This window comes from Bradyrhizobium sp. LTSP849, from assembly GCF_000938255.1.
GTDB lineage: Bacteria > Pseudomonadota > Alphaproteobacteria > Rhizobiales > Xanthobacteraceae > Bradyrhizobium.
Genome location: NZ_JYMR01000039.1, coordinates 89,263 through 114,812, shown reverse-complemented (window position 1 = coordinate 114,812; position 25,550 = coordinate 89,263). Strand labels below are relative to the sequence as shown.

At 64.5% G+C, this 25,550-nt stretch carries 25 protein-coding genes, 1 tRNA gene and 1 pseudogene; 20 read left to right on the top strand and 7 right to left on the bottom strand.

Annotated elements, in window-relative coordinates:
* The first annotated feature begins 2 nt into the window (after positions 1 to 2).
* Complete coding sequence (locus UB31_RS24090; protein WP_045012680.1) at positions 3 to 752, top strand: VOC family protein; 750 nt, start codon at positions 3 to 5, stop codon at positions 750 to 752.
* 173 nt (positions 753 to 925) lie between these two features.
* On the opposite strand, the gene UB31_RS24085 is transcribed toward UB31_RS24090, so the two are convergent.
* From UB31_RS24085 to UB31_RS24075, 3 genes are read right to left on the bottom strand one after another with little or no spacing between them, the layout of a single operon-like run.
* Positions 926 to 1,744, bottom strand: coding sequence for an enoyl-CoA hydratase/isomerase family protein (locus UB31_RS24085; RefSeq protein WP_045012679.1), 819 nt, complete (start codon positions 1,742 to 1,744; stop codon positions 926 to 928).
* Positions 1,745 to 1,760: 16 nt separating this feature from the next.
* On the bottom strand, positions 1,761 to 2,921 hold the full coding sequence (locus tag UB31_RS24080; RefSeq protein WP_045002291.1) for an acyl-CoA dehydrogenase family protein: 1,161 nt from the start codon (positions 2,919 to 2,921) through the stop codon (positions 1,761 to 1,763).
* A gap of 18 nt (positions 2,922 to 2,939) precedes the next feature.
* Positions 2,940 to 4,004 carry an acyl-CoA dehydrogenase family protein gene (locus UB31_RS24075; RefSeq protein ID WP_045012678.1) on the bottom strand — a complete coding sequence of 355 codons (1,065 nt, stop codon included), beginning with the start codon at positions 4,002 to 4,004 and terminating at the stop codon, positions 2,940 to 2,942.
* 248 nt (positions 4,005 to 4,252) lie between these two features.
* On the opposite strand from UB31_RS24075, the gene UB31_RS24070 reads away from it, so the two are divergent.
* Positions 4,253 to 5,038, top strand: a complete 786-nt coding sequence (locus UB31_RS24070) for an SDR family NAD(P)-dependent oxidoreductase (RefSeq protein ID WP_045002293.1) — start codon at positions 4,253 to 4,255, stop codon at positions 5,036 to 5,038.
* A 194-nt stretch (positions 5,039 to 5,232) separates the two neighbouring features.
* Here the strand turns inward: UB31_RS24070 and UB31_RS24065 are convergent, their stop codons facing one another.
* A complete protein-coding gene (locus UB31_RS24065; protein ID WP_197087151.1) occupies positions 5,233 to 5,505 on the bottom strand; it encodes a GlsB/YeaQ/YmgE family stress response membrane protein in 273 nt (90 codons plus the stop codon).
* Between the two features lie 28 nt (positions 5,506 to 5,533).
* On the bottom strand, positions 5,534 to 6,145 hold the full coding sequence (locus UB31_RS24060; RefSeq protein ID WP_045012677.1) for a YidB family protein: 612 nt from the start codon (positions 6,143 to 6,145) through the stop codon (positions 5,534 to 5,536).
* 156 nt (positions 6,146 to 6,301) lie between these two features.
* Between UB31_RS24060 and UB31_RS24055 the strand changes: the two genes are divergently transcribed.
* The gene (locus UB31_RS24055; RefSeq protein ID WP_045012702.1) at positions 6,302 to 7,306 is read left to right on the top strand and encodes a 2-dehydropantoate 2-reductase; all 1,005 of its coding nucleotides are present in this window, start codon (positions 6,302 to 6,304) and stop codon (positions 7,304 to 7,306) included.
* A 12-nt stretch (positions 7,307 to 7,318) separates the two neighbouring features.
* Positions 7,319 to 7,522, top strand: a complete 204-nt coding sequence (locus UB31_RS40630; RefSeq protein WP_082078600.1) for a hypothetical protein — start codon at positions 7,319 to 7,321, stop codon at positions 7,520 to 7,522.
* Positions 7,523 to 7,640: 118 nt separating this feature from the next.
* On the opposite strand, the gene UB31_RS24050 is transcribed toward UB31_RS40630, so the two are convergent.
* Positions 7,641 to 8,264, bottom strand: a complete 624-nt coding sequence (locus tag UB31_RS24050; RefSeq protein ID WP_045012676.1) for a hypothetical protein — start codon at positions 8,262 to 8,264, stop codon at positions 7,641 to 7,643.
* Between the two features lie 204 nt (positions 8,265 to 8,468).
* On the opposite strand from UB31_RS24050, the pseudogene UB31_RS24045 reads away from it, so the two are divergent.
* The 6 genes and pseudogenes from UB31_RS24045 to UB31_RS24020 all read left to right on the top strand — a co-directional run bounded on the left by UB31_RS24045 (position 8,469) and on the right by UB31_RS24020 (position 13,375).
* Positions 8,469 to 9,498 (top strand): annotated as a pseudogene (locus tag UB31_RS24045) (alpha/beta hydrolase).
* A gap of 126 nt (positions 9,499 to 9,624) precedes the next feature.
* Complete coding sequence (locus UB31_RS24040) at positions 9,625 to 11,136, top strand: AMP-binding protein (RefSeq protein ID WP_045012675.1); 1,512 nt, start codon at positions 9,625 to 9,627, stop codon at positions 11,134 to 11,136.
* A gap of 25 nt (positions 11,137 to 11,161) precedes the next feature.
* Positions 11,162 to 11,800, top strand: coding sequence for an RraA family protein (locus UB31_RS24035; RefSeq protein ID WP_045012674.1), 639 nt, complete (start codon positions 11,162 to 11,164; stop codon positions 11,798 to 11,800).
* Positions 11,801 to 11,825: 25 nt separating this feature from the next.
* A complete protein-coding gene (locus tag UB31_RS24030; protein WP_045012673.1) occupies positions 11,826 to 12,197 on the top strand; it encodes a cupin domain-containing protein in 372 nt (123 codons plus the stop codon).
* Positions 12,198 to 12,245: 48 nt separating this feature from the next.
* Positions 12,246 to 13,202 carry a tripartite tricarboxylate transporter substrate-binding protein gene (locus UB31_RS24025; RefSeq protein WP_045012672.1) on the top strand — a complete coding sequence of 319 codons (957 nt, stop codon included), beginning with the start codon at positions 12,246 to 12,248 and terminating at the stop codon, positions 13,200 to 13,202.
* A gap of 96 nt (positions 13,203 to 13,298) precedes the next feature.
* Positions 13,299 to 13,375, top strand: a tRNA-Arg gene (locus tag UB31_RS24020).
* 42 nt (positions 13,376 to 13,417) lie between these two features.
* On the opposite strand, the gene UB31_RS24015 is transcribed toward UB31_RS24020, so the two are convergent.
* Positions 13,418 to 14,008 carry a helix-turn-helix domain-containing protein gene (locus tag UB31_RS24015; RefSeq protein WP_045002303.1) on the bottom strand — a complete coding sequence of 197 codons (591 nt, stop codon included), beginning with the start codon at positions 14,006 to 14,008 and terminating at the stop codon, positions 13,418 to 13,420.
* 202 nt (positions 14,009 to 14,210) lie between these two features.
* Here UB31_RS24015 and UB31_RS24010 point away from each other — a divergent pair, with 202 nt between their 5' ends.
* The 10 genes from UB31_RS24010 to UB31_RS23965 all read left to right on the top strand — a co-directional run bounded on the left by UB31_RS24010 (position 14,211) and on the right by UB31_RS23965 (position 25,543).
* Complete coding sequence (locus UB31_RS24010) at positions 14,211 to 15,443, top strand: dienelactone hydrolase family protein (RefSeq protein ID WP_045012671.1); 1,233 nt, start codon at positions 14,211 to 14,213, stop codon at positions 15,441 to 15,443.
* Positions 15,444 to 15,512: 69 nt separating this feature from the next.
* Complete coding sequence (locus tag UB31_RS24005) at positions 15,513 to 17,057, top strand: ABC transporter substrate-binding protein (RefSeq protein WP_156175525.1); 1,545 nt, start codon at positions 15,513 to 15,515, stop codon at positions 17,055 to 17,057.
* A 29-nt stretch (positions 17,058 to 17,086) separates the two neighbouring features.
* On the top strand, positions 17,087 to 18,094 hold the full coding sequence (locus UB31_RS24000) for an ABC transporter permease (protein ID WP_045012669.1): 1,008 nt from the start codon (positions 17,087 to 17,089) through the stop codon (positions 18,092 to 18,094).
* Positions 18,087 to 18,977 carry an ABC transporter permease gene (locus tag UB31_RS23995; protein ID WP_045012668.1) on the top strand — a complete coding sequence of 297 codons (891 nt, stop codon included), beginning with the start codon at positions 18,087 to 18,089 and terminating at the stop codon, positions 18,975 to 18,977. The genes UB31_RS24000 and UB31_RS23995 overlap by 8 nt, the downstream gene beginning before the upstream one ends.
* Positions 18,974 to 19,849, top strand: coding sequence for an ABC transporter ATP-binding protein (locus UB31_RS23990; protein ID WP_045012667.1), 876 nt, complete (start codon positions 18,974 to 18,976; stop codon positions 19,847 to 19,849). Before UB31_RS23995 ends, UB31_RS23990 begins: the two co-directional genes overlap by 4 nt.
* Complete coding sequence (locus UB31_RS23985; RefSeq protein ID WP_045012666.1) at positions 19,846 to 20,703, top strand: ATP-binding cassette domain-containing protein; 858 nt, start codon at positions 19,846 to 19,848, stop codon at positions 20,701 to 20,703. The genes UB31_RS23990 and UB31_RS23985 overlap by 4 nt, the downstream gene beginning before the upstream one ends.
* Positions 20,700 to 21,419, top strand: a complete 720-nt coding sequence (locus UB31_RS23980) for an SDR family oxidoreductase (protein ID WP_045012665.1) — start codon at positions 20,700 to 20,702, stop codon at positions 21,417 to 21,419. Before UB31_RS23985 ends, UB31_RS23980 begins: the two co-directional genes overlap by 4 nt.
* A 48-nt stretch (positions 21,420 to 21,467) precedes the next feature.
* On the top strand, positions 21,468 to 22,070 hold the full coding sequence (locus tag UB31_RS23975) for a VOC family protein (RefSeq protein WP_045012701.1): 603 nt from the start codon (positions 21,468 to 21,470) through the stop codon (positions 22,068 to 22,070).
* A 228-nt stretch (positions 22,071 to 22,298) separates the two neighbouring features.
* Positions 22,299 to 24,299, top strand: coding sequence for an SPFH domain-containing protein (locus UB31_RS23970; protein ID WP_045012664.1), 2,001 nt, complete (start codon positions 22,299 to 22,301; stop codon positions 24,297 to 24,299).
* A gap of 104 nt (positions 24,300 to 24,403) precedes the next feature.
* Positions 24,404 to 25,543 (top strand): amidohydrolase/deacetylase family metallohydrolase, encoded by a 1,140-nt coding sequence (locus tag UB31_RS23965; RefSeq protein ID WP_045012700.1) that lies wholly within the window; start codon positions 24,404 to 24,406, stop codon positions 25,541 to 25,543.
* The last annotated feature ends 7 nt before the right edge of the window (positions 25,544 to 25,550 follow it).

Below are 25,550 nucleotides of genomic sequence, written 5' to 3'. Positions count from 1 at the left end.
CCATGGCGCCCTATATGCGGCTGCGGCAGATCTGCCTGGTCGCGCCGCAGCTCGCACCGGTGATCTCCGACATTGCCGAGATCATGGGTCTCGCCGTCTGCTATCGCGACGGCAATGTCGCAAAATACGGTCTCGAGAACGCGCTGCTCCCGGTCGACACGATTCTGCTGGAGGTGGTGGCGCCGTTCAAGGACGGCACCACGGCCAGCCGCTTCATCGAGAAGAGCGGCGGGCGCGGCGGCTATATGGCGATCTTCTGCTGCAATGACCCCGATGAGCGCGGCCGCAACGCCAATGCGCTGGGCGTGCGCACGGCGAACGTGATCGACCACGCGCCCTATCACGGCGTACAGCTCCACCCCCGCGACTGTCGCGCCGCCTTCATCGAGTTCAACCACACCGAAGGCAGCGACGACATTCTGGGCGCGTATCCGCCCGCGGGGCCGGACTGGCAGAAGTTCATCCGCAAGGATGTGACGCAGGCACTGACGGGCGTGGAGATGCAGAGCCCGGATCCGCAAGGGTTGGCGGAGCATTGGGGGAAGATCATTGGTGTTACGCCGGGTGGCGACGCCGAATTGAAACTGCCCAATGCGAGCTTCCGCTTCGTGAAGGGCGCCAGCGAAATCATGAGTGCGCTGGAGTTTCGTGTTGCGGACATTGCGGGTGTGCTGCATGCCGCCAGGGCGAGAGGACTTGCGGTCGCGGGCAATGAATTCCTGCTGGGCGGCGTGACGTTCCGCATCAGTTGATTGTAGTGATCCGTCACCCTGAGGTGCTCGCCTCTTCGGCGAGCCTCGAAGGGCGACGGCCACCGGCGGGGCCGTTCATCCTTCGAGGCTCCCTGTACGGCGCTGCGCACCGCACAGCTCGCGCCTCAGGATGACGGGTTGAGAGAGGGCATCCCAGCAATACGCCGCCGCAATCACCGTCCCTTGAAATTCGCCGCGCGCCGCTCTTCCGTGGCTTTGACGCCTTCCTTGAAATCTTCCGTCGCGCGCAGCCGCGTCTGCTCCTCGAGCTCGTGATTGGTCGCAGCCATGACGCGATCGGCCAAGCCTGCGCGCATCGTGGCGCGGGTGGAGACGAGGCCGAGCGGGGAGCATTCGGCGATCTCGCCGGCGAGCTTCATCGCGGCTGCCTTCACCTGGTCCTGCGGCACCAGCTCGTTGGCGAGGCCCCATTTGACCGCTTCTTCGCCGGTGACGCGGCGGCTGGTGTAGAACATCAGCTCAGCGTTGTTCTTGCCGATCAGCTCGGGCAGCGTCACGGTCAGGCCGAAGCCGGGATGGAAGCCGAGCTTGGTGAAATTCGCGGAGAAGCGCGCTTCGGGGCAGGTGACGCGGAAATCAGCCGAGACTGCGAGGCCCAAACCGCCGCCGATGGCCGCACCCTGTACGGCGGCGACGATCGGCTTCTTGGCGCGGAAGATGCGGACGGCCTGGAGGTAGAGATGGTTGATCGGACCGAGGTTGTCGGCCGGGTCGCCCTTGGCTGTCTTCTCGGCCTCGCGGGCCTCCTGCGCCTGCCGCGCCGGGTCACCAAAATTGGCGCCGGCGCAGAACGCCTTGCCCTGTGCTGAGAGCACCGAGCTGCGGATCTCGATGTCGCGATCGAACTCGTCGAGTGCGTCCGCGATCTGGTTGATCAGCGAGATGTCGAAGAAGTTGAGCGGCGGGCGGCGGATTTCGATGGTGCCGACATGCCCGACCTTCTCGACGCCGATATCTTTATAGGTGCTCATGATGATCCTCGAAGATTTAGCGGAGCCCAAGTCCGCGCGCGATGATGCCGCGCAGCACCTCGGTGGTGCCGCCCTGGATGGTCAGTTTCGGTGCGGTCTTGATGGCGAAGTCGAGCTGCCGCTCCAGCGTCTCGCGGTTGGTCGCGGTCTCCTCGACGAAGGCGGCGAGATCGCGCACGCGGTGCGGAAGTTGTTGCTCCCAGACCGTGCCGATGTCCTTGACGATGGAGGCCTCCACCACCGGCTCCTTGCCGGCTTGCAGCATGCCGGCGACAGAGACCGACATCCGCCGCATGGTGTGGAGTTGCGCCACCAGCCTTCCGATGCCTTCGGCGCTGCGTGTGTCAGGGTTGGGACCGACCGCGCGGACCAGCTCGGTCAGCACGTAATAGGTTTCGAGGAAACGTTCGGGGCCCGATCGCTCGTAAGCGAGCTCGCTCGTCGCCTGTTTCCAGGCGCCGTCGACTTCGCCCAGCACGTGATCCTCGGGCACGAAGAAGTCGGTGAAGACGACCTCGTTGAACTCGTACTGGCCGGTGATCTGGCCGATCGGATTCACCTGGATGCCCGGCTGCTTCATCTTGACCAGGAACTGGGTCAGGCCATGGCGGCGGTTTTCCTTGGTCGGCTGCGAGGTCCGGAAGATCGCGATCATGTAATCGGCGATATGCGCCGACGACGTCCAGATCTTTGTGCCGTTGATGAGATAGCCGCCGTCGGTCTTGGTCGCGCGCGTTTTTGCGGCGAACAGATCGGAGCCTGAATTCGGCTCGCTCATACCGATGGCAAAGCAGATCTCGCCACGGCAGATGCGCGGCAAAATCTCCATCTTGATGTGCTCAGGCGCGTATTTGATCAGCACCGGCCCACTCTGGCGGTCGGCGACGAAGAAGCGGCGCGTCGGCGCATTGGCCACACGCATTTCCTCGGTCACGACGTAGCGCTCGAGGAAGGAGCGCTCCTGGCCGCCATATTTTTTTGGCCAGGTCATCCCGAGCCAGCCCTTGGCGCCGACCCGGCGGGAAAATTCCGGCGCGTCGGTGTCTTCGCGATTGGGCTTGTGCGGATCGAAGGTGCCGGCGGCGATTTCCTCGGCGAGGAAGGCGCGCACTTCCTTGCGCAATTGCTCGCACTTCTCGGGCAGGCGGATCGGATCGAAACGGAGGGCAGCGGTCATTTGTGTCTCGTCTCCTGATCAGCGCGACGCCACGAGCGGCCACAATTCATCGGCGCCGCGATTGGCGACGAGCTTGCCGAGCTCGACGGCCCAGTGGCTCTCCGAACCGAAATCGTCGCGCCAGGCCAACGCCCGCAGCGAATAGCGGTGCAGGATGTGCTCGTTGGTGAAGCCGATGGCGCCGTGCACCTGATGCGCGATGCCGCCGCCTTTCTCTGCTGCCTCGGCGCAACGGATCTTTGCCGACGCGGCTTCGAGATAGACCTCGTCGTCGAACGACTTTGCGTTCGCAATGGCGTCGGCTGCTGACGTTGCGGCAGCCAACGCTGCGGCGGACTCGCCGGCGAGGCGCGCGAGATTGTGCTGCACGGCCTGGAATTTCGAAATCTTCTTCTCGAAGGCGACGCGCTCGTTGGAGTAACGCACGGAGATGTCAAGCATCGCTTCCAGCGCGCCGGCGATCTGAAGGCTGCGCGCGACACCGCCCATCAGCATCATTGTGGTTTGGTCAAACTCCTTTGGCGCGGGCTTGATGGTGACGGGCTGGACTTTGTCGAGCGTAACGGTGTCGCTATGGTCGTAGCCGACATTGAGCCCGGATTCGATCCGGCCCTTGCTCACGTCGACCAATGCGATCGAGAAGCCGTCCTTGCCGTGCGCCAGCACCGCAAAATGCCTGGCCGCTTTCGCAAACGGCACGCCACGGGCGCGGCCGGAGAGCGAGCCGTCTGGGGCGAGCGTGATGCGATCCTTCGGAGACGCCGGCAGCACCGTCATCTCACCTTCGGGTGATGTAATCTTCGCTTGCGCGAGCAGCCAGCCTGCGAGCATGGTCTCGGCCAGGGGAACCGCGACGGCGAAACGGCCGGCGGCGTTGAGAAGCGCAAAACCGTCAGCGAGGCTCGCGCCGGAGCCGCCGAGGTCATCCGGCACCCAGGACAGCGGCAGGCCGGCTTCGCTCAGCGCCTGCCACAGCGGCGCCTGCCACGAATTCTTCTTGTCGTTGTTGATGGTCTGCGGATCGGCGAGATCGGCGAAGATTTTCTCCGCGGTCTCGACGACGATATTGTCACTCTCCGCCACAGCGTTCCCCGTGTTTTACCATTGGCGCGTTCCGCCCGATGGGCCGCCGCGCAGTCTCTTCTTGCGCCGGATGATCGGAAAAAGCCATGGCTCTGACAAGCGTGGATCGCAGGTCCATCTGCGGCGTCGGCATGGGGACAAGAACCGATCTGGACTAATTCCGCTTAGCGGAGTTTGCTCGATTTGCAGGGCGCGGCAAACTCGCTAAACAGGGCGTCGGCAATTTAATAACGGGGAAGGAAATCCGGATGGCAAAGGACAGTTTGTGCGCAATCGTGACGGGGTCGGCATCCGGGCTCGGCGCAGCGACCGCTGAAATTCTCGCGCGGAGTGGGGCGCGGCTCGTCATCAACTATTCCTCGAGCCAGAAGGAAGCCGAGGCGACCGCGGAAGTCTGCCGCAAGGCGGGCGCGGCGGAAGTTCTGGTCGCGCAAGGCGATGTCTCGCGCGACGAGGATTGCCGCAAGATCGTGGCGGCAGCAGCGCCCTGGGGCCGGCTCGACATCCTCGTCAACAATGCCGGCACTACCAAGCACGTCGCGCATGCCGACCTCGATGGATTGTCGGCTGAAGATTTCCAGCGACTCTACGGCGTCAACACCATCGGCCCGTTCCAGATGGTACGTGCCGCGCGCAGCCTGCTCGAGGCCGGCGCGAAGGCGTCGGGGCGGCCGTCGGCAGTGGTGAACGTCTCTTCAGTGGCCGGCATCAGCGGCGTCGGCTCGTCGATTGCGTACGCTGCAAGCAAGGGCGCGCTGAACACGATGACGCTGTCGCTGTCACGTGCGCTGGCGCCGCTGATCCGCGTCAACACGGTGTGCCCCGGCTATATCGACACGCCCTGGTTCACCAAGGGTCGCGGCGAGGCCGGCGCCAAGCAGGTGCGCGACAGTGTGGTCGCGAAGGTGCCGCTCAAGGTCGCCTCAACCGCTGATGATATCGCCCAGCTCGTCTGCTTCCTGGCGATGCCGGCGTCGAGCAACATGACCGGCGAGATCGTGCGCATGGATGCCGGGATGCATTTGGTGACGTGATTACGTAACTGTGCCGGGGTGACGTCCCCCGGGCGCGTCAAACAAAGTTGTCGTCCCGGCGAAGGCCGGGACCCATAACCACAAATGGCCGTTGCGACGCGACACTGACAACTACGAGTCTTCGCCAAACCCAATCCTGTGGGTGGGTCCCGGCCTTCGCCGGGACGACGCAAGAATTTGCCGGGCGAGATGGGCTACCCCTTGATCACGCCGCTCGCCACCAGCCGGTGCCAGATGAACAGCACTACCACGGCGCCGATGGTGGCCATGATGAAGCCGGCGCCCTGGTCAGGACCGTAATGGCCGATGGCCTGGCCGATGAAGGTCGCGAGAAACGCACCGACGATGCCGAGGATGGTGGTCAGGATGAAGCCTGACGGGTTGTTCGGCCCCGGCGCCAGCCAGCGTGCGATAAGGCCGGCGACGAAGCCGACGACGATGATCCACAAGATGCCGCCCATGCTCATGTCAGTGCTCCCCTCGGTTTGACTAAAATCAGACTCGGTCCGAGATCTCGTTCTCGGTCGGCAGCCGTCCGTCCGGCGTCAAATGGTCGATCACCTGCGGCAGATACTGGCTGAGGCCGGAGAGCAGCTCGTCGCGTGACAGGCCGCTCTGGGCGGTGAGGCTTTGGATCTGATCGGCGCCGAGTGCATTGGCGAGATCACCGGGGGCGATAGGCTTGTTCTCGCCCTTGCCGACCCAGGTGTTGGCGGTCTCGCCGTGGCCGCCCTGCTGAAGCTGGTTGAGGAGATCGCCGAGCCCGCCGCTGAGCACACTGCCGGCCGCGCCGCCCGCAAGCAGGCCGCCGAGGCCACCCTTGAGCACATCACCGAGGCCGCCGCCTCCGCCAAGAGCACCTCCAAGCGCGCCACCTAGGCCTCCGCCCGGGCCCGCATTCACCGGCGGCGGCACAGAAGTCGGCGCCGTCTGCGGCGCTGCGCCCGGCTGGCCTGCCGTCAAATGCTTGAAAGTCTTCCAGGCCAGCAGACCAAGGATCGCCATGGTCATGGGCGACATGCCGCCGCTGGATGAGGATTGTGAACTCGGCGCGCTCGGGCCGCGAGGGCCGTTCTGCATGCCGTTGAGGACGTCGAGTAAACCCATGGCGTTCTCCTTTGGCGTTCTCTTGCCGGTAACAAGCCCCTGTCGAAAACATATGAGGCTCTCATGACGGTTACAAGGCGATTGCGCCGCAACCGGGCGATGGGCAGCCAGCGTCGGCTCTGCTATCGAGGGCCGGTCATTCAGGGAGCAAGCCAGGTGGTTACGGATCGATCGATCGTGGTGGCCGGCGCGGGCGCCATCGGCTGTTTTGTCGGAGGCCAGCTGGCCGCCGCCGACCGTCGCGTCGCGCTTTTGGTGCGGCCGCGGGTGAAGACCGAGATCGAGCGGTTCGGCCTGCGGCTGACCGATTTCGACGGCTCCGAGCAGAAGTTAGGCGCCGGCCAGCTCGCACTGTCGGACGATCCCGCGATCTTCCACAGCGCCGGAATCGTGCTGGTCACCGTGAAGAGCGCCGACACCGCTGATGTCGCGGACCAGATCGCGCAGCATGCGCCGCAGGATGCCGTCATCGTCTCCCTTCAGAACGGCGTCGGCAATGTCGCCGCGCTGCATCAGCGGCTCGGCGGTCGGCGCGTGCTCGCCGGCATGGTGCCGTTCAACGTGATCGCGATGGGCGAGGGCCGCTTCCATCGTTCGACCTCGGGCGACATTCATGTCGGCGAAGATGCGGACAACACGGCCGCGGCACTCTCGGCGCCCGGTCTCGCCGTGCGCGCGAGCCGTGACATCACCGGCGTGCAATGGGGCAAGCTGATCATCAATTTGAACAACGCGCTCAGCGCGTTGTCCGACATGCCGCTCGCCGCGCAACTGGCGAACCGCGACTGGCGAAAATTGTTTGCCGACCAGATGGCGGAAGGGCTCGCCACACTGAAGGCTGCCGGCATCACGCCGGCCTCGGCGACGCCGATCCCGCCGAACTGGATGCCGACAATGCTGAGGTTGCCCGATATGATCTTCAGCGCGATCCTGGGGCGGACGATGAAGATCGATCCAGAGGCGCGCTCCTCGATGTGGCAGGATTTGAAGCAGGGGCGCCGGACCGAGATCGACTACCTCCAGGGTGCGGTCATTGCGCTGGCCGAGCAGAACAATGTCGATGTGCCGCTGATGCGCCGCATTGTTGCGCTGATCAGGGACGCCGAGACGGCGGCCGCGGGCCCGCCCGGGCTGACGCCGCAGCAGATTCGCGGCGGTTGATGGAGGAGCGCGATGAAACGTCGTTTGATAGTCGGGCTCGCGCTGGCCGCGTTCTGTGGCGGATCGACGATCGCGGAGGCAAGGCCGCCGACCGTCATGAACTCTCCCGGCTATGACAGGCGATTGCAGGAGAGCAGGTCGGCGTTGGGCAATTCACCAACAGTCGCTGCGCCGGTGGCGACACCCAGGCACACCAAGAAGAAGCACACGAACTGACGGCGGAGTTGTAGGGTGGGCAAAGCGAAGCGTGCCCACCATTTTCTCCAGCTGTTCGGTGGTGGGCACGGCGCGCGAAGGGCGCGCCTTTGCCCACCCTACATTCGGCATGGCAAACTCAGCCCTTCTTCGCCGGCTTGCTCGGCGTCGGGCTGAACATCTTCTTCAGATCGCTCAATCCCTCCGACAGGCGCGGCCATTCGCAGGAGAATGCACTCTTGGTGCAGTTCGCGCCCTTTTGCCGTGATCGCGGATCGCCGCCGGCCTGTAAGACCTTGGGCCGCTCGACCGGAACGGGCACGCGCTCGACCTCGGTGCGCAGCGCCACCTGCTGGATCTGTTGCGCCTGTTGTTCCTGTTGCTGGCGCGCGAGGGCATCGGCCACGACGGTGCTGCGGCGCTGATTGGCGAGATAGGCGGTGTAGGATTCGTCGATCTTCTTCTGCTCCTCCGGCGTCGGATTGGGTCCGGCGATGTCGAAGGTGCGGTCTTGCAGGAAGTCGTAATAGGTGTAGCCACCGCCGGTCTTGCGGCGGCCGGCGAACTTGGCGTTGCAGTCGGCAAGTGCTGATGTCTTCTCGGCCTTGGTCGCGGCTTTCTCGGCCGCGTCGGCGCATTCCTCGAAATCGACCGGTGCGCGCTTCCACCATTGGGCGTGGACATGCGACGACGTCAGCAGAAAAAACCCTGCTGCGGCAACGATAAGCGGCGCCGCGCGACGCGATGCAACTACGTCCGACATTCTACGAGAGCATTCCTTGCAAAACTCAACCCGAACTGAGTCGGAACAGATTTTTGCCCCTTTATCGCCGGCTTGTCACCCATGGAACCCGGGAATTTCATGGCTGGGATGCTGACATTTTTTGCTTGACGTGGCGCGGCAGTCACAGCCGCGCACTATCCGATGCGCGTAGAGTTTGGTCGATTTGAATTCGAGGGGGACGACATGAGAGCGCTGGCCGGTCTTGCCGTAATCGCTTTGGCGCTCATTTGCGGCCATGCGCGCGCCGCGGATGAGGATGCTCCCAACCGCAAGCCGGTGAAGGCGATTGCCGATGCGCGGCTTTCGGTCGGCGGGCAGGGCATTTTGCCGCTTTACGTGTCCAGCGACTGGTCGATGCCGTTACCGGCGATCTCTCGCGCGATCATCGTGCTGCACGGACGCCTGCGCAACGCCGACGAATATTATATTTCAGCCAACACCGCGCAGGTCGCAGCGGGCAATGATGGCAAGAGCGCGATCATGATCGTGCCGCAGTTCCTGGCGGAGATTGATATCGAAGCGCACAAGCTGCCGGCGGAAACACTGCGCTGGTCGCTGGAGGGATTGGGAGGGCGGCGATGCGGCGCTTGCGCCGAACCCGGTTTCTTCTTTCGAGGCGCTGGATGCGATCCTCGCAAAATTGTCCGACCGGCGCATCTTCCCGAATCTGAAGCAGGTCGTGGTTGCCGGTCATTCCGGCGGCGGCCAGGTCGCGCAGCGCTACGCCATCGCCGGCAAAGGCGAGGCGGCGCTGTCGCGTCAGCACATTGATGTCCGCTACGTCGTCGCCAACCCGTCGTCCTATGCGTATTTCAGTGCCGATCGGCCCGTGCCCGCGATTGCTGCGTCCTGTCCGGGCTACAACAACTGGAAATACGGCATGGACGAACGCCCGCTTTATCTCGCCGACGCGACGCCGGCTGCGCTCGAGCAGCGCTATGTCGAGCGTGACGTGATCTACCTGCTCGGCACGCTCGACACCAATCCGGAGCATCCTGCGCTCGACAAGAGCTGCATGGCCAAGGCACAAGGCCCTTATCGCTACGCCCGCGGTCACGCCTATGTGGACGCGATGGCGAAGCGCGACCACGGCACACCCAATCACAGGGTGTGGGACGTCGCCGGCGTCGGCCATGACGGTGACAAGATGCTGACCTCGAAATGCGGCCTTGCGGCGCTGTTCGATATTCCGGGCTGCGGAGCGGAGCGCTGATGCGGATGCCTTGAAGGCGGGCACCTTGAAGGCAGGCACCTTGAAGGGTTGGCTCCGGCTGTTACACTTCGTCCCGTGACCGCCTCGCCCTGAGGCGGCGCCAAGAAGACGAACTGGAAACGCCTGATGCTGCTGCCCCTGTCCGACGTGCCGCGCTGGTACGCGCAACGCAAACCGCAAGGCACGATCGCCGTCCGCCATGGGCAGGACACGCTGACATGGGACGAGCTCGAACGCGGCGCCAACAGGCGCGCCCGGGCGTTCGCGGCGAAGGGCGTCAAGCCCGGCGATTTTGTCGCAATCGGCCTGCCCAATGGCAATGCATTCTTCGAGACCTCGTTTGCGGTGTGGAAATGCGGGGCGACACCGACCTCGCTGTCATGGCGGCTGCCGCGCGGCGAAGCCGCTGCCGTGCTCGACATTTTGAAGCCGGCGCTGGTGGTCGGCGGCGAAGCCGACTGGAATGCGCCGAACCGGTTGCCTGCCGATTTCGTGCCGGAGGGTTTTTCCGATGAGCAGCTCAACCCGCCGGTGGCGCGCTACTGGAAGGCCATGACCAGCGGCGGCTCGACCGGCCGCCCAAAAGTGATCCTCGATCACCATCCGGCCGTGACCGACACCGTCGCCCCGCTGCCGCTCAACATCCCCACCGGCGCCTCGCTGCTCAATCCGGGGCCGCTCTATCACAATGCGCCGTTCATCCTGTCGCACTATGCGCTGTTCGGCGGCGGCCGGCTCACTGGTCTCGTCAAGTTCGACGCCGAGGAAACGCTGCGGCTGATCGCGCGCGAGCGCGTGCAATGGGTTAATTTCGTGCCGACCATGATGCACCGGATCTGGGCGCTGCCGGAGGACGTGCGCAATTCCTACGATGTGTCGAGCCTCCAGACCGTGTTCCACATGGCGGCTCCGATGCCGCCCTGGTTGAAGGAGAACTGGATCGCCTGGCTCGGACCGGAGCGGGTCTGGGAGCTCTATGGCGGCACCGAGCGGCAGGGCTCGTGCATCATCTCCGGCACGGAATGGCTGACGCACAAGGGGTCGGTCGGCAAGATCGGCGAGATGGCGCGCTTACGTATCGTCGGCGAGGACGGCAAGGACGTCGCGCCGGGCGAGACCGGCGAGATCTATTTCCTCAACAATGAGGGCACTGACGCCACCTATCACTATCTCGGCGCCGAGCCGAAGCGCCGCACCGACGGCTGGGAATCGCTCGGCGATATCGGCAGGCTCGATGCAGAGGGCTATCTTTATCTCGGCGACCGTCTCGCCGATATGGTGCTGCGCGGCGGCGCCAACATCTATCCGGCCGAGGTCGAGGCTGCGGTTTCCGCTTGTCCCGGCGTGCGCTCCTGCGTCGTGGTGGGGTTGCCCGATCCGGAATTCGGCCAGCGCGTGCACGCCATCATCGAGCTGGAGGCCGGCGCTGACGGTCAGGCGATCTCCGACGGCATGGCGGATTTTTTGAAGGACAAGCTCAGCCGCTACAAGCATCCCGAGAGTTTTGAGATCGTCAGCGCGCCACCGCGCGATGATTCCGGAAAAGTTCGCCGCACACTGTTGCGCGACGAGCGCGCGGCGTGGATGAAGGAGGGGCGCGCGTTCCGGATGACGCCTTCGAAGGCGCACGCCGACTAAGAGAAATCACGGAAGGACTGAACGTATGACCATTACCATCGCTGCCAACAGCGTGCCGAAGCCGCCGACCGACATCATCGAGGGTTTTCGGGTCGCGCCGACTTCGATCATTTCCGATAATCTCGCCCGTCTGCCCGGCGCGGTCGGGCTGAAGCCCTATCATCGCGGCGGCAAGCTGGTGGGGACGGCCTTCACGGTGCGCACCCGGCCCGGCGACAATCTCGCCATCCACCGCGCGCTCGAGCTGGTCGGCCCCGGCGACGTCATCGTGGTCGACGGCGGCGGCGACGAGACAAGGGCGCTGGTCGGCGAGATCATGAAGAACATCGCACAGTGGCGCAAAGCGGAAGGCTATGTGATCGACGGCGCCATCCGCGATGTCGCGGCCTTCGCCGGCGACGACTTTCCCTGCTTCGCCCGCGCGGTGATCCATCGCGGCCCCTACAAGAACGGCCCCGGCGAGATCAACGTGCCGGTCTCGATCGGAGGCAGCGTGATCTCGCCCGGCGACATCGTGGTGGGCGACGAAGACGGCGTGGTGTCATTTCCCGCCGCGGGCGCTGCGGCGCTGCTGGAGGCGGTGCGTGCCCAGATCACGCGCGAGGAGGAGACACTGAAGGCGATCCGCGAGGGCCGCTACCAGGGCTCCTACGGCAAGTCGTAATCGAAGCAAGGCAGGGAGAACGGGCGTGAGCCAGAAGGACGAATTCCACAATCTCGACGACGCCAGCGACGGGCTGTTTCGCGAACTCGCCGCGGGGGTGACCACGCGCATCTTCTCCGGCGAGCAGGCGATGCTGTCGGTGGTGACGCTGGCGCCGCATGCGCATGGCACGCTGCATCATCATCCCGAAGAGCAGTGGGGTGTGCTGCTCGACGGCTCGGCGATCCGCGTCCAGGGTGACGAGGAGATTTCCGTGAAGAAGGGCGATTTCTGGCGCACGCCCGGCAATGTGCCGCACACCATGCGTGCCGGACCTGACGGCGCCCGCGTGCTGGACATCTTTAGCCCACCGCGGCCGGAATATAAAAAAGCGGGGTCCGGTTTCGGGACGACGTAACGCTCAAAAGCAAAAAGCGGAGCGGCAAAACAAAAAAGGGAGGCGACCATGACGATCACACGACGCGCGCTGCTGGCTGCGCCGGCCATTCTCGCAATGATGCCGGCGGCGGCTCAGGCCGGCAAGATCACGCTGGTGGTACCGTTTCCGCCGGGCGGATCGACCGATGCGATGGCGAGGCTGCTTCAAAGCAATCTGCAAACCAGGCTCAACCGCATTGTCGTGGTCGAGAACAAATCGGGCGCCGCCGGTGCGCTCGGCGCGGCGCAGGTCGCCAAGAGCCCGCCGGACGGCTCGTCGTTTCTGGTGACCTTCGATTCCCATGCGGTGATCCCGTCCATTCTCGACAAGCCGCCGGTCGACGTCGAGCGCGAGCTGATGCCGGTCTTCCTGGTCGGCACCGCGCCTTATGTGATCGCGGCCAATGCCAGCCGCCCCTATAAGAGCTTTGCCGACGTGGTGGCGGCCTGCAAGGCGTCCCCGGGCGCGGTGAAATACGCCTCCGTCGGCATCGGCACGCTTGGCCATCTCGCCATGACCGTGCTCGGCAACAAGGCCGGCGTCGAGATCACCCATGTGCCCTATCGTGGCGGCGGGCCTGCCATGAACGACGTGCTCGGCGGCCATGTCGATCTCATTGCGGGTTCGGCGGCGCTGGTCGCGGCCCAACTCGGCACCAATCTGCTGCGCCCGATCCTGCAACTCGGCCGCCAGCGTCTGCCGCTGCTGCCGGATACGCCAACCGCGATCGAGGCCGGCTTCCCGGATTTCGAGACGCTCGCCTGGTGGGGCATCTTCGCGCCCACAGGCACGCCGCCCGACATCGTCGCGGCCATGGCGGCGTCGACCAAGGAGATCCTGAGTGAGCCGGCGACTGCCACCCAGCTGAAGGAGACCCAGCAGATGACGCTGCTGCTCGAGGACGGGCCTGCGTTCAAGACCTTCTTCGACACGCAGGTCGCCTATTGGGGCAAGGTGGTGCGGGACAACAATATCAGGGCGTAAGGCCCTGAAGCTCCCGCCCGGTCTGCGAAGTGTAGGCTTCCGGTCCCGCCGCTGCTTTGATATGAACGGGCCGGTAACCCGCTCAGCGGGTTCCGCGGTCCCGTAGCTCAGCCGGATAGAGCGACGGTTTCCTAAACCGTAGGTCGCATGTTCGAGTCATGCCGGGATCGCCAGTTTTTCGTCTGCAATCGCCATGGATCGCGCGGGACAATCCCTTATGGCTGGTGCCGTCTGGTGATCGCGACCTGGGCTGCCTGGGTATAGAGGCTCGACACCAGCTCGAGATGACTGCCGGCGGCCTCGGACTTTTCCGCCCAGCCTTCGAGGGCCTCCAGCATAGGCGGCAAGGTCGCGGCGCGCAACGCCGCATAGGCTTCGGTGACGGAGTGGCCCGTCTCGGTCGGGCGATAGCGCGTCTCCTTGCGCGATGACGAACCTTCGGTCTCGATCAGGCCGGCCTTCACCAGCTTGCGCGTGGCGTATTGCAGGTTGGGGACGTCGACGCGGTTGAGCAACTGACCTATCTCGGACAGCCGTTTCGGTTCGTCACCCATCCTGACCACGTTGAGCACGGCAACATCGTCACCCGTCAACGGGACGTCGCAGACGGCCGCAAGGCACGCGGCTTTCCAGCGGTAATAGGCCTGCGCCAGCCGCTCCACCCTGAACTCGAATTCCGACAGCCGCCGCTCGGTTTCACTGCGCGCCAGGTGCCAGGAGCCCGGCCGCTCGTTGGAGGCTCGCTGCTGCTTCGGCTTGACCGTCGCGCCGGTTCGTTTCGCCGCAGCCTTCTCAGTCTTCCGCAAAATCGTCTCCTGATTCCCGCCTCGCTTACGGCCTAGGCAGGCTGTGCTCAATCTATGCTATTTACAAGTTGGATTCTTACATTAAAAGTTCAATTAAGAAAGCATGATGAAAAAGGCAAGGCCTTCGGCTCATGCAGGACGCGTCAAACAGACGCGCCGGAGGGAAGACCCTAGGGACTCAACGACGAGAAGGGATCGAACGATGGCCGGACAATGGATCGACATCGCTGCCAAGGATGGCGGCAGCTTCAAGGGGTATCTCGCGGTCCCCGCGTCAGGTTCCGGTCCCGGCATCCTGCTGTTGCAGGAGATTTTCGGCGTCAACAAATCGATGCGCGAGGTCGCCGACTACTATGCCGAGGAAGGCTATGTCGTGCTCGCGCCGGATCTGTTCTGGCGCATGGAGCCCGGCATCGAGCTCGGCTACACCGAGGCCGATTTCGGCAAGGCGATGGGCTACTACCAGCGCTTCGACGCCAACCAGTCGATCAAGGATGCCGCGGACGCGCTGAAGGTCCTGCGTGCGCGCCCCGAATGCAAGGGCAAGGTCGGCGCGCTCGGCTTCTGTCTCGGCGGCAAGCTCGCCTACCTCGCCGCCGCGCGTACCGATGTCGATTGCGCGGTCAGCTATTACGGTGTCGGCATCGAGGCCGATCTCGCCGAGGCCGGTCAGGTGAAAGGCCCGATGGTCTTTCACTTTGCCGAGCTCGACCGCTTTGCGCCGCCGGAAGCGCGCGCGCAGATCACGGCCGCGTTCAAGGGCCGTCCCGACGTCGAGTCCTATCTCTATCCCGGCTGCGACCATGCCTTCGCGGCGCCGGAGCGGACCAGCTTCAACAAGCCTGCGACGCTGATGGCGCATTCGCGCTCGATCGCGCTGTTCCGCAAAGTCCTGGGCCCGCACTATGACCTCTCGACATTGTGGGACCGGCATACCGAGCTCGAATTCGTGACGCGTTCGGCGGAGGAGACCATGACCACCATGGTCGCCGAGCCCTATGTCAACCACATCCCGACCATGACCGGCGGGGTCGGCTACCGCGACCTGCTGCGTTTCTACAAGAACCATTTCATCCCGAAGACGCCGCAGGACACCAAGCTGGTGCCGATCTCGCGCACCATCGGTGCCGACCGCATCGTCGACGAGATGCTGTTCTGCTTCACCCACGACATCGAGATCGACTGGATGCTGCCGGGTGTGCCGCCGACCGGCAAATACGTCGAGATTCCGCTGGTCGCGATCGTGCGCTTCCGCGGTGACAAGCTCTACAACGAGCACATCTACTGGGATCAGGCCTCGGTGCTGGTGCAGATCGGGCTGCTCGATCCGAAGAAGCTTCCGGTGGCCGGCGTCGAGACCGCGAAAAAGCTCGTCGACGAGGCGCTGCCGTCGAACACGCTGATGGCGCGCTGGTCCGAGAGCGCCGGGAAATAGACGCACTGATCGACGGCGCCGCTTGCGGCGCCGTTTTCGCACATGGCTCATCGTGTTGGGGTAATGAACATGTCTTCACTGTCTCGTCGCTCGATCCTGCAACTCGCCGGCGGCGCTGCCGCGCTTCCGCTGACGTCCGGTCTCCTCGGCGACGGCGCTGCGCACGCGGCAGCAGCCGGTACGCTGACCATCGCCTACAACGTCAATCTGCCGTCGTTCGATCCGACGGTGGGCCTGTCGGCGGTCAATCCGACCATCCAGTCGATCTACCAGTCGGTGTTCGATCCCTATATCGGTCAGGCGGCGGACCTCTCGTTCAAGCCCGGCCTTCTGACCAAATGGGGCTGGAACGAGGACCGCAGCAAGATCACGCTGGAATTGCGCAAGGGCGCGACCTGGCACGACGGCTCGCCGGTGACGCCCGACGACGTGGTCTGGTCGCTCACGCGCGCCGCCGATCCCAAGGGCGGCAATCCGATTCAGTTCGTCTGGTCCAAGGTCGGCAACTACAAGATCGACGGCAACACCATCACCGGCGACGTGCTGGAGTTCGAGCCGACGCTGTTCAAATGGATGGCGTTCCTCACCGGCTACATCCTGCCGAAGGCCTATTATGAGAAGGTCGGCGCCGAAGGCTTCGAGAAGGCGCCGATCGGGTCGGGCCCCTACAAGGTCGACGCGTTCGAGCGCAACGCGTTCCTGCGGTTGAAGGCGCACCCGGGCTATTGGGGCGGCAAGCCCGCCTTCGAGACCGTGGTGTTCAAGTTCATCACGGACTCCACCAGCCGCGTCGCCGAGATGGAATCCGGCGGATCGGACCTCACCTTCGAAATCCCCTACGAGGAATTCGATCGCCTGAAGGGCAAGCCCGGCATGGTCGGCCAGACCAAGCCGGTGTCCGATATCGCGATGATCTTCCTCACCGACATCGATCCGATGCTGGATCGCAACGTACGCCTCGCGGCAAGCCACGCCATCGACAAGAAGGCGATCGTCGACCGGCTGTTGAAAGGCTACGGCGTTCCGATCGCGACGCTGGAGGCGCCGGGATATGCAGCCTTCGACCCCTCGATCAAGGTTGCCTATGATCCGGAGCTTGCCAAGAGCCTGCTGGCCAAGAGCGGCTACTCGCCGGAAAAGCCGGTCAAGTTCACGATCCAGACGACGCGCGGCTTCAAGCCGAAGGACTACGAGATGATCCAGGCGATCGTCGGCATGTGGCGCAAGGTCGGCATCGACGCCACCATCGAGGTCTACGAGATCGCCAAGCACTTCGAGCTGCGCGCACGCCATGCGCTGGCGCCGGCCGCCTTCTACAATTGGGGCAACGCCATCGGCGATCCCTCGACCTCGACCGGTTTTGCCATGTTCGGACCCTCGCCGCATTGCGCCTGGAAGGGCAAGGACCTCGTCGAGCGCATTGGGCCGCTGTGGGGCGAGAAGGACGAAGCCAAGCGCATCGCCGGCTACAAGGCCGTCGACAAATACATCGCCGAGGAAGGCGAGGTGATTCCGCTGTTCCAGTACGTGCAGCCGATCATCCACAAGAAGGGCCTGAAGGTGGTGCCGCAGGCGAACGGCATGATCCTTCCGCACCTCATCACGCCGGCCTGAGCGGCCGAGAAACGCGGAGTCATACAGCGATGCGATGGGGCGAGATCATCAAGCGACTCGTCCTTGTGCCGCCCACGCTGTTCGGCGTCGCGGTGATCGTCTTCGTGCTGCTGCGCGTGGTGCCGGGCGATCCCATCGCCATGATGATCCCTCCCGGCGCGTCGGAGGCCGACATTACGAGGCTGCGTGCGCTCTACGGCCTCGACCAGCCGATCCTCCAGCAATTCGCAACCTGGCTAGGCCAGGTCGCAAGCGGCGATCTCGGCCGCTCGATCAGCGTACGTCAGGGCGTACTCGATCTGCTGCTGGCGCGTTTGCCTGCGACCATCGAGCTCGCCTTGCTGGCAACGGTGATTGCCGTCGTGCTTGGCGTCCTCGTGGCGCTGGCCGGCATCCTGCTGCGCGGCCGCCGCGCGGAATGGGCGGTCGATGGCGGTGTTGGCGCGCTGCTCGCCATCCCGGATTTCCTCTGGGCATTGATCCTGCTGCTGCTGTTCGGCGTGCTGATTCCGTGGTTGCCGATCTCCGGTCGCGTCGATCCGCAGATTGATATCGACCTGCGCAGCAATTTCTATCTGCTCGAAAGCCTGCTGACCGGCCGCTTCGACACGGCCTCGGCGCTGCTGCATCACATGTTCCTGCCGGCGCTGGCGCTGGCGCTGCCCTTCGCGGCGCTGGTCGCGCGTATCCTGAAGGCTTCGCTGGCCGATGCCGAAGATCAGGACTACGCGCAGATCGCGCGGGCCCGCGGCTATTCGCGGCCGGCCATCCTGCTGCACGAGGTCTTTCCAAACGCACTGATCCCGACAGTCGCGCTCGGCGGCGTGCAGCTGACGCTGCTGCTCGGTGGCACCGTGCTGGTCGAGCGCATCTTTTCCTACGAGGGCATCGGCAACATGGCGATCGACGCGGTGATCAATCGCGACTTTCCGCTGATCCAGGGTCTGGTGCTGACCTTCGCGGTGCTGTTCATCGCGCTCAATCTCGCCGTCGATCTCGTGGTAGCGCTGCTCGATCCGAGGCTGCGCCATGGCTGATGCTATGGCTGATATAGCGCTCACCCTGCCGCCATCGCGCCTGCTCGCCGGGTTGAAGCGAGGTGGCGCGCGATTGTGGGTAGGCGCCGCGCTGGTCGCCGTGCTGGTGCTGGTTGCGGCATTTGCGCCAGTGCTCGCGCCGCATGATCCGCTCGAGCAGGATCTGATGTCGGCACAGCTGCCGCCGGCCTGGATGCAGGGCGGCGATCACGCGTATCTGCTCGGCACCGACAGCCTCGGTCGCTGCGTGCTGTCGCGGCTGATCTATTCGGCGCGCATTGCGGTCGCCGTCGCGCTGATCGCGGCCACGCTCGCGGCGCTGATCGGCGTCGCGCTTGGCCTGTTCGCGGGCAGTTTCGGCGGCTGGGTCGATCAGCTGATCTCGCGGCTGATCGACGTCTGGATGGCGTTTCCGCCGGTGTTGCTGTCCATCGTGCTGGCGGCGGTGATCGGCGCCGGCCTGACCTCGGTAATCGCGGCGATCGTCGTGGTCGACTGGACCCGCTTCGCCCGCGTGGTGCGCGCGGAGACGATGGTGCAGCTGACCCGCGACTACGCCGCGGCCGCCCGGGTGATCGGATTGAGCCGCGCAAAGCTGCTGCGGCTGGAGGTGCTGCCCAATCTCGTTCCGCTCCTGGTCACGCTGCTCGCGGTCGAAATGGGGATCGCGATCCTGGTGGAGGTCATCCTTTCCTTTGTCGGCATCTCCGTTGCAGGCGATACGCCGACCTGGGGCAGCATGATCGCTGAGGGTCGCCAGATCGTCTATCAGGCGCCATGGATCATGGCGCTGCCGATTGTCTGCATCATCTCGAGCGTGATCGGCCTCAACCTGCTCGGCGACGGGTTACGCCTTGCGCTCGATCCGGTGCAGCGATCATGAACGCAACGCTCACTGTGGAAGGGCTGAAGGTCGCGATCGGTGCCGCCAATGTGCTGCGCGGCGTCAGCCTCGAGGTGCAGCCCGGCGAGGTCCGTGGGCTGGTCGGCGAATCCGGCGCCGGAAAATCCATGCTCGGCCGTGCCGTGCTCGGACTGCTGCCCGCGAATGCAACCATCACGTCAGGTCAGATTGCATTTGAGGGGCGTGATCTCCTGGCGATGACGGAAACCGAGCGCCGCGGCCTGCTCGGCCGCCGCATCGCGCTGATCCCGCAGGACCCGATGACCTCGCTCAATCCGGTTAAGCGCATCGGAGCGCAGATCGGCAATTTGCTGCGGCACCATCTCGGCCTGCCGAAGCGCGCGGCGCTGACGCGCGCCGCCGAGCTCCTGACCGAGGTCGCGATCCGCGAGCCGGAGCGGGTGCTCGCGCTTTATCCGCACGAGATCTCCGGCGGCATGCGTCAGCGCGTGCTGATCGCGATGGCCTTTGCCTGCGATCCCGCCCTCGTCATTGCCGACGAGCCGACCACGGCCCTCGACGTCACTGTGCAGCGCCAGGTGCTGCAACTCGTCGAGCGACTGCGCTTGCGCCATGGCAGCGCGATCTTGTTCGTCACCCACGACCTCGGCGTCGTTGCCAAGATCTGCCGCAGCATGAGCGTGCTGCATGCGGGCCGCGTGCTCGAGGAGGGCGAAACCGCGGACGTGCTGGTACGTCCGCGTCATGCCTATACGCGCGCATTGCTCGCTGCGACGCCGCGCGCCGACCGGCCGGCGGACGCGCTGCGCCCGGTGCCGCCGGCCTTGATCGAGCAATTGTGGTCGGAGGCCCATCGCCTCGACCGGGCAGGCGAGGCGAGGCCGGCATGAGCGAGATCCTGCTCCGCACCGGCAGTCTGAGCTTCGGATATCCGGAGCATAAGGGTTGGTTTCGCAAGCCCGGTTTGCGCGAGGTGATCAGGGGGGTCGATCTCGCCGTGCCGCGCGGTTCGGTGCTTGGTTTGGTCGGTGAATCCGGCTCGGGCAAAACCACGTTCGGCCGATTGCTGGTGCGGCTCTTGAAGCCGACCGCCGGCGGCATTCAGTTCGATGGCGTCGAGATCGGACAGCTCGACGAGGCCGAGCTGCGCCCGTTGCGGGCGCGCATCCAGATGATCTTTCAGGATCCGCAGTCCTCGCTCAATCCGCGGCTGCGGCTCGGCACCACGCTGACGCGGCCGCTGGAGGTGCATGGGCGGCTGAAGGGCAGATCCGACCGGCGCGAGCGCGCGGCTGGCCTCCTCAATCTGGTCGGTCTGCCGCCGGAGTTTGCCGACCGTTATCCGCATGAATTGTCCGGCGGGCAGCGCCAGCGCGCCGGCATTGCGCGCGCACTTGCGCTCGAGCCCGATTTCATCGTCGCCGACGAGATCGTATCTGGCCTCGACGTCTCGACGCAGGCGCACATCATGCTGTTGCTGAGGGAGCTGCGCGCGCGGCTCGGTCTCACGATGGTGTTCATCAGCCACGATCTCTCGGTCGTGCGTGTGCTCTGCGACGATGTCGCAATCCTGCATCAGGGCGAGGTCGTCGAATACGGGCCCGTTGCACGCGTCTTCGGTACCCCGCAGCACGCCTATACGCGGCAACTGCTCGCCGCAATTCCCCTGCCCGACGTCGAGCCGGGCTGGCTCGACGATTCTCCGCCGGTTGTCACGCCCCAGCAACAAGGATCAGCCGCATGACCGAAAGCATCAAGGGTTCCGTCGTTCTCATGACCGGCGCCACCGGCGCGATCGCGCAGGCGCTCATTGCCGAGCTGAAGGCGCGTGGGGCTACGAAGATCTACGCCGCGGCGCGTGATGTTTCCGCTCTGATCGCCTCGGACGGCGTCGTGCCGATCAAGATGGACGTCACCAACGACGATGATGTCGCAAGGGCCGCAGCCACGGCGAATGACGTCACGCTGCTGATCAACAATGCCGGAGTGAACCACAACACCGGCTTCATGGCCGCGCCTGATCTTGCGATCGCGCGCGAGGAGATCGAGATCAACTATCTCGCGCCGCTGCGGGTGACGAAGGCCTTCGCACCAACGCTGATCAAGAACAAGGGGGCGGTGCTTAATATCCTCACCATCCTCGCGCGCGTGAACCTGCCGTTCATGGGGTCCTACTGCGCCTCCAAGGCGGCGGGTCTCAGCCTGACGCAGGGCCTGCGCGGCGAGCTGGTGCCGAAGGGCGTGCGTGTCGCCGCGGCGCTGCCCGGTGCGATCGACACCCGCATGACCGCGATGCTGACCATCCCGAAGATGACGACCGCGGATGCGGCGAGGGAAATCCTCGACGGTTTCGAGGCCGGCGAGGAGGAGATCTATGTCGGCGAGATGGCGCGTGGCCTTGCGCAAGGCCTTGCCCATGATCCCAAGGGCGTCGAGCGCCAGTTGGCGTCGCCGGGCTGAGTTTTCACGTCGGATGTTGCGTTGGCTTTGAACCAAAAGGAAGCGATCATGATCCCGTTGAGAGTACTGCTTGCCTCCGCCGCGCTGTCGCTCGGCGCCTCGATCCTGCCGGCTTCGGCGGATTCCATTCCCGGCCTGCGCGGCCACGATCATACCGGCATCACCGTGCCGGACGTGAAGGCGGCGACCGCCTTCTTCACCGACGTGCTTGGCTGTTCGCATGCGATGTCGTTCGGCCCGTTCATGGACGATAAGGGCACGTTCATGCAGGATGCTGTCAACGTGAACCCGCGCGCCGTCATTGACGAGATCAGCATGGTCCGCTGCGGCTACGGCTCCAACATCGAGCTGTTCCAGTACCAGTCGCCCGACCAGGCCAAGACGCTGCCGAAGAACAGCGACATCGGCGGCCACCACATTGCGCTCTATGTCGACGACATCGCCAAGGCCGCCGAGTATCTGCGGTCGAAGAACGTCAAGACCATGCAGGGACCGATCCCGGTGAACGAAGGACCGGCCGCCGGTCAATCCATCCTCTATTTCCTGACGCCGTGGGGCATGCAGATGGAGCTGATCAGCTATCCCAAGGGCATGGCCTACGAGAAGAGCGCCAAGACCGTGCTGTGGTCGACCACCGAGCCGATGAAATAAGGAGCACTTAACGGCGCTCATCGGCGGCCGACGTGCAGCACGGCTTTTTCGGCCGTGCTGCGGCGCAAGTTTATTCACGCGTCAAGTCCCCAATAAAAAAAGATTGGCACGGCTTTACGCGACAGCCGACTTGCGAAGCAGGGTCGGTACTCACATCTCCGCTCCCGCAATTCTGGGGTGTGGCTTTGGTTAACCAAGCCGCCCAGTTGCGAATCGTGGAGATGAACTATGGACCTCAATGGTTTCAATGGCGCCTGGCTGACCCAGCCGGCGCTTTGGGCTGCGGCAGCGATCGCGCTCGTGATCCTGCTGCGGATTGCCAATATCTTTCGTTACATCCCGAACAATCAGGTCGGCATCGTCGAGAAACTATGGACGACCAAGGGATCGATCGAAGGCGGCTTCATCGCGCTGAATGGCGAAGCCGGCTATGAGCCGGAAGTCCTGCGCGGCGGCCTGCACGTGTTCTTTCCGTTCATGTACCGGATCCACAAATCGGATCTCGTCACGGTCGGACAGGGCAAGATCGCCTATGTGTTCGCGCGCGACGGCGCGCCGCTTGGTGCCTCGCAGGTGCTCGGCGCCAACGACACCGAGGACAGGGCGGATTTCCAGGACGTGCGGCGATTCCTGCTCGGTGGCGGCCAGAAGGGCCCGCAGCGAAAAATCCTGCGCGAAGGTACCTATGCGATCAACACGACGCAGTTCGCGATCATCACCGACGAGCGCGTCTACGGCCATGCCCTGAGCGGGCAGGAGCGCGGCGTGCTCGACGCCATGCAGCTCACCATCGCCGAGCGCTGGGGTTTTGCGCCCGTCGTGCTGGCTGCCGATCATGATCTGGTCGGAATCGTCACCGTGCATGACGGCCCGTCGCTGCCATCAGGCGAAATCATCGCGCCCGAGGTCGGCACCGATCTGCGCGACGACGAGATCTTTCACAACAATTTCCAGGAGCCCGAGAAATTCTTAAGCGCCGGCGGCTATCGCGGTCGCCAGTTGCAGGTCATCGTCGAGGGCACCTGGTACATCAATCGTCTGTTCGCGACCGTCGAGGCGGTGCCGAAGACGGTGATCCCGGTCGGCAATGTCGGCGTCGTCATCTTCTATACCGGCCCGCACAGCGCCGACGTGTCGGGTGATCAGTATCGCCATGGCGAGCAGGTTCTCAACGGCGGCCGCGGCGTCTGGAAGGATCCGCTGCTGCCCGGCAAATACGCCTTCAACACTTATGCGGGCAAGATCGAGATCATCCCGACCGTCAACTTCATCCTGAAATGGGTGCGCGGCGAGGTCGGTGCGATGAAGTTAGATGAGAACCTGTCGGAAATCTCGTTGATCACGCGGGACGCGTTCGAGCCGACGCTGCCGGTGGTGATGCATATCGACTACAAGAAGGCGCCGATGATCATCCAGCGCTTCGGCGACGTGAAGAAGCTCGTCGAGCAGACGCTCGATCCGATGGTGAGCGCGTTCTTCAAGAACATCGCGCAGAAGATGACGCTGATCGAGTTGCTTCAGAACAGGGCGTCGATCCAGGATGAGTCGGCGGCGCAGATGAAGGCGAAGTTCGAGAGCTATTCGCTCGACCTCCAGGAGGTCTTGATCGGCACGCCGCGCGCCGCGAACGGCGACCACACGATCGAGAACATCCTGATCCAGCTCCGCTCGCGCCAGATCGCGCGCGAGCAGATCGAGACCTATCAGGAGCAGGAAAAGGCCGCTGTCCAGGAGCGTACGCTCAACGAGGCCAAGGCGGCGGCGGCGGCGCAGTCGGCGCTGACGCAGTCGCTGATCCAGATCAAGGTCAACGAGAATGAGGGTGCTGCGGCGTTCGCCCGCGCGCAAAAGGATGCGGAGACCCGAAAGGTGACCGCGGCCGCGGTCGGCGAGCAGTCGCGACTCGAGGGCCAGGGCGAAGCCGACCGGGTCCTTGCGGTTGGTACCGCCAATGCCCAGTCGACAAAGCTCTCGGTCGACGCCTATGGCGGACCGGAGTTCAGGTTGGCCGAGCAGAACTTTACAAAGTTCGCGGAAGCCCTGACCAAGATCAACCAGCCGTTGGTGCCGCAGTTCCTGATGTCCGGCGGGCAAGGCCAGGACACCGGCAATGCGGGCCTGATCCCGACCGCGATGCTGAGCTCGATGTTCGGCCGCATGATGCCCGATGCGCTGGAGCGGCTGAAGGAGGAGGCGCCGAAGGCGGATCGCAGGACTAACGGGCATTGAGCGCAGTTGATTTGCTTCGCTGGTGTGAAAATTGCTAACAGAAGCGGCCGGGCTGGAAGAGCACCTTCCAGCCCGGTCCATGTTTGCCTGATCCGGAGATGATGATGCCTTTCGACCTGATCCTGCGCGGCGGCCGTGTGGTCGACCCATCCCAGAAGCTCGATGCCGTGACCGATGTGGCCTTTTCGGGTGGCAAGGTCGCTGCGGTCGGCAGTGGGCTGAAGGCGGATCCGGCGACTGAGGTGCGCGACGTATCGCAGCTCATCGTGACGCCGGGGCTGATCGATCTCCATACCCACGTCTATTGGGGCGGCACCTCGCTCGGCATCGATGCCGAGGAATTCTGCCGCGCCTCAGGCGTCACCACCTCCGTCGATACCGGCAGCGCCGGCCCCGGCAATTTCGCGGGCTTTCGCAAGCATGTGATCGAGCCGAGCCAGGTCCGCATTCTCGCCTATCTGCACGTCTCGCATGCCGGCATCTTCGGCTTCTCGCACCGGATCATGGTCGGCGAGAGCGAGGAATTGCGGCTGATGAATCCGATCGAAGCGGTAAAGGTGGCGGATGCCAACCGCGACCTCATCGTCGGCATCAAGGTGCGCGTCGGACTGCACTCCTCGGGCACGTCGGGGACCGTGCCGCTCGACATCGCGCTCCAGGTCGCCGACGAGGTCGGCATGCCCTTGATGGCGCATATCGACCATCCGCCGCCGAGCTACGAGGAGGTGCTGGCGCGCCTGCGTCCCGGCGATGTGCTGACCCATGCGTTCCGTCCGTTCCCGAACACGCCTGCGACCGCGCAAGGTACGGTGAAGAGGGCGGTGCTGGACGCGCGCGAGCGCGGCGTGCTGTTCGACATCGGCCACGGCAAGGGCTCGTTCGCCTTCAAGACCGCACGCGCGATGCTCGCCAACGGCTTCTATCCGGACACGATCTCGTCTGACATCCATCAGCTCTGCATCGATGGCCCGGCCTTCGACCAGGTGACGACCCTGTCGAAATTTTTGTGCATGGGCATGCCGCTGTCCGACGTCATCGCGACCTCGACGGTCAACGCCGCGATGGCGCTGCGGCGGCCAGAACTCGGCAGCCTCAAGCCAGGCAGCGCCGGCGATGCCACGCTGATTTCGGTGAAGGAAGGCCAGTTCGACTATGAGGACGTGGTCGGCGAGCACCTGATCGGCGACCGCAAGATCGTCTCCGAAGGCGTCGTCGTCGGCGGCCGCTGGTGGCATCCGAAATAGGGCTTCG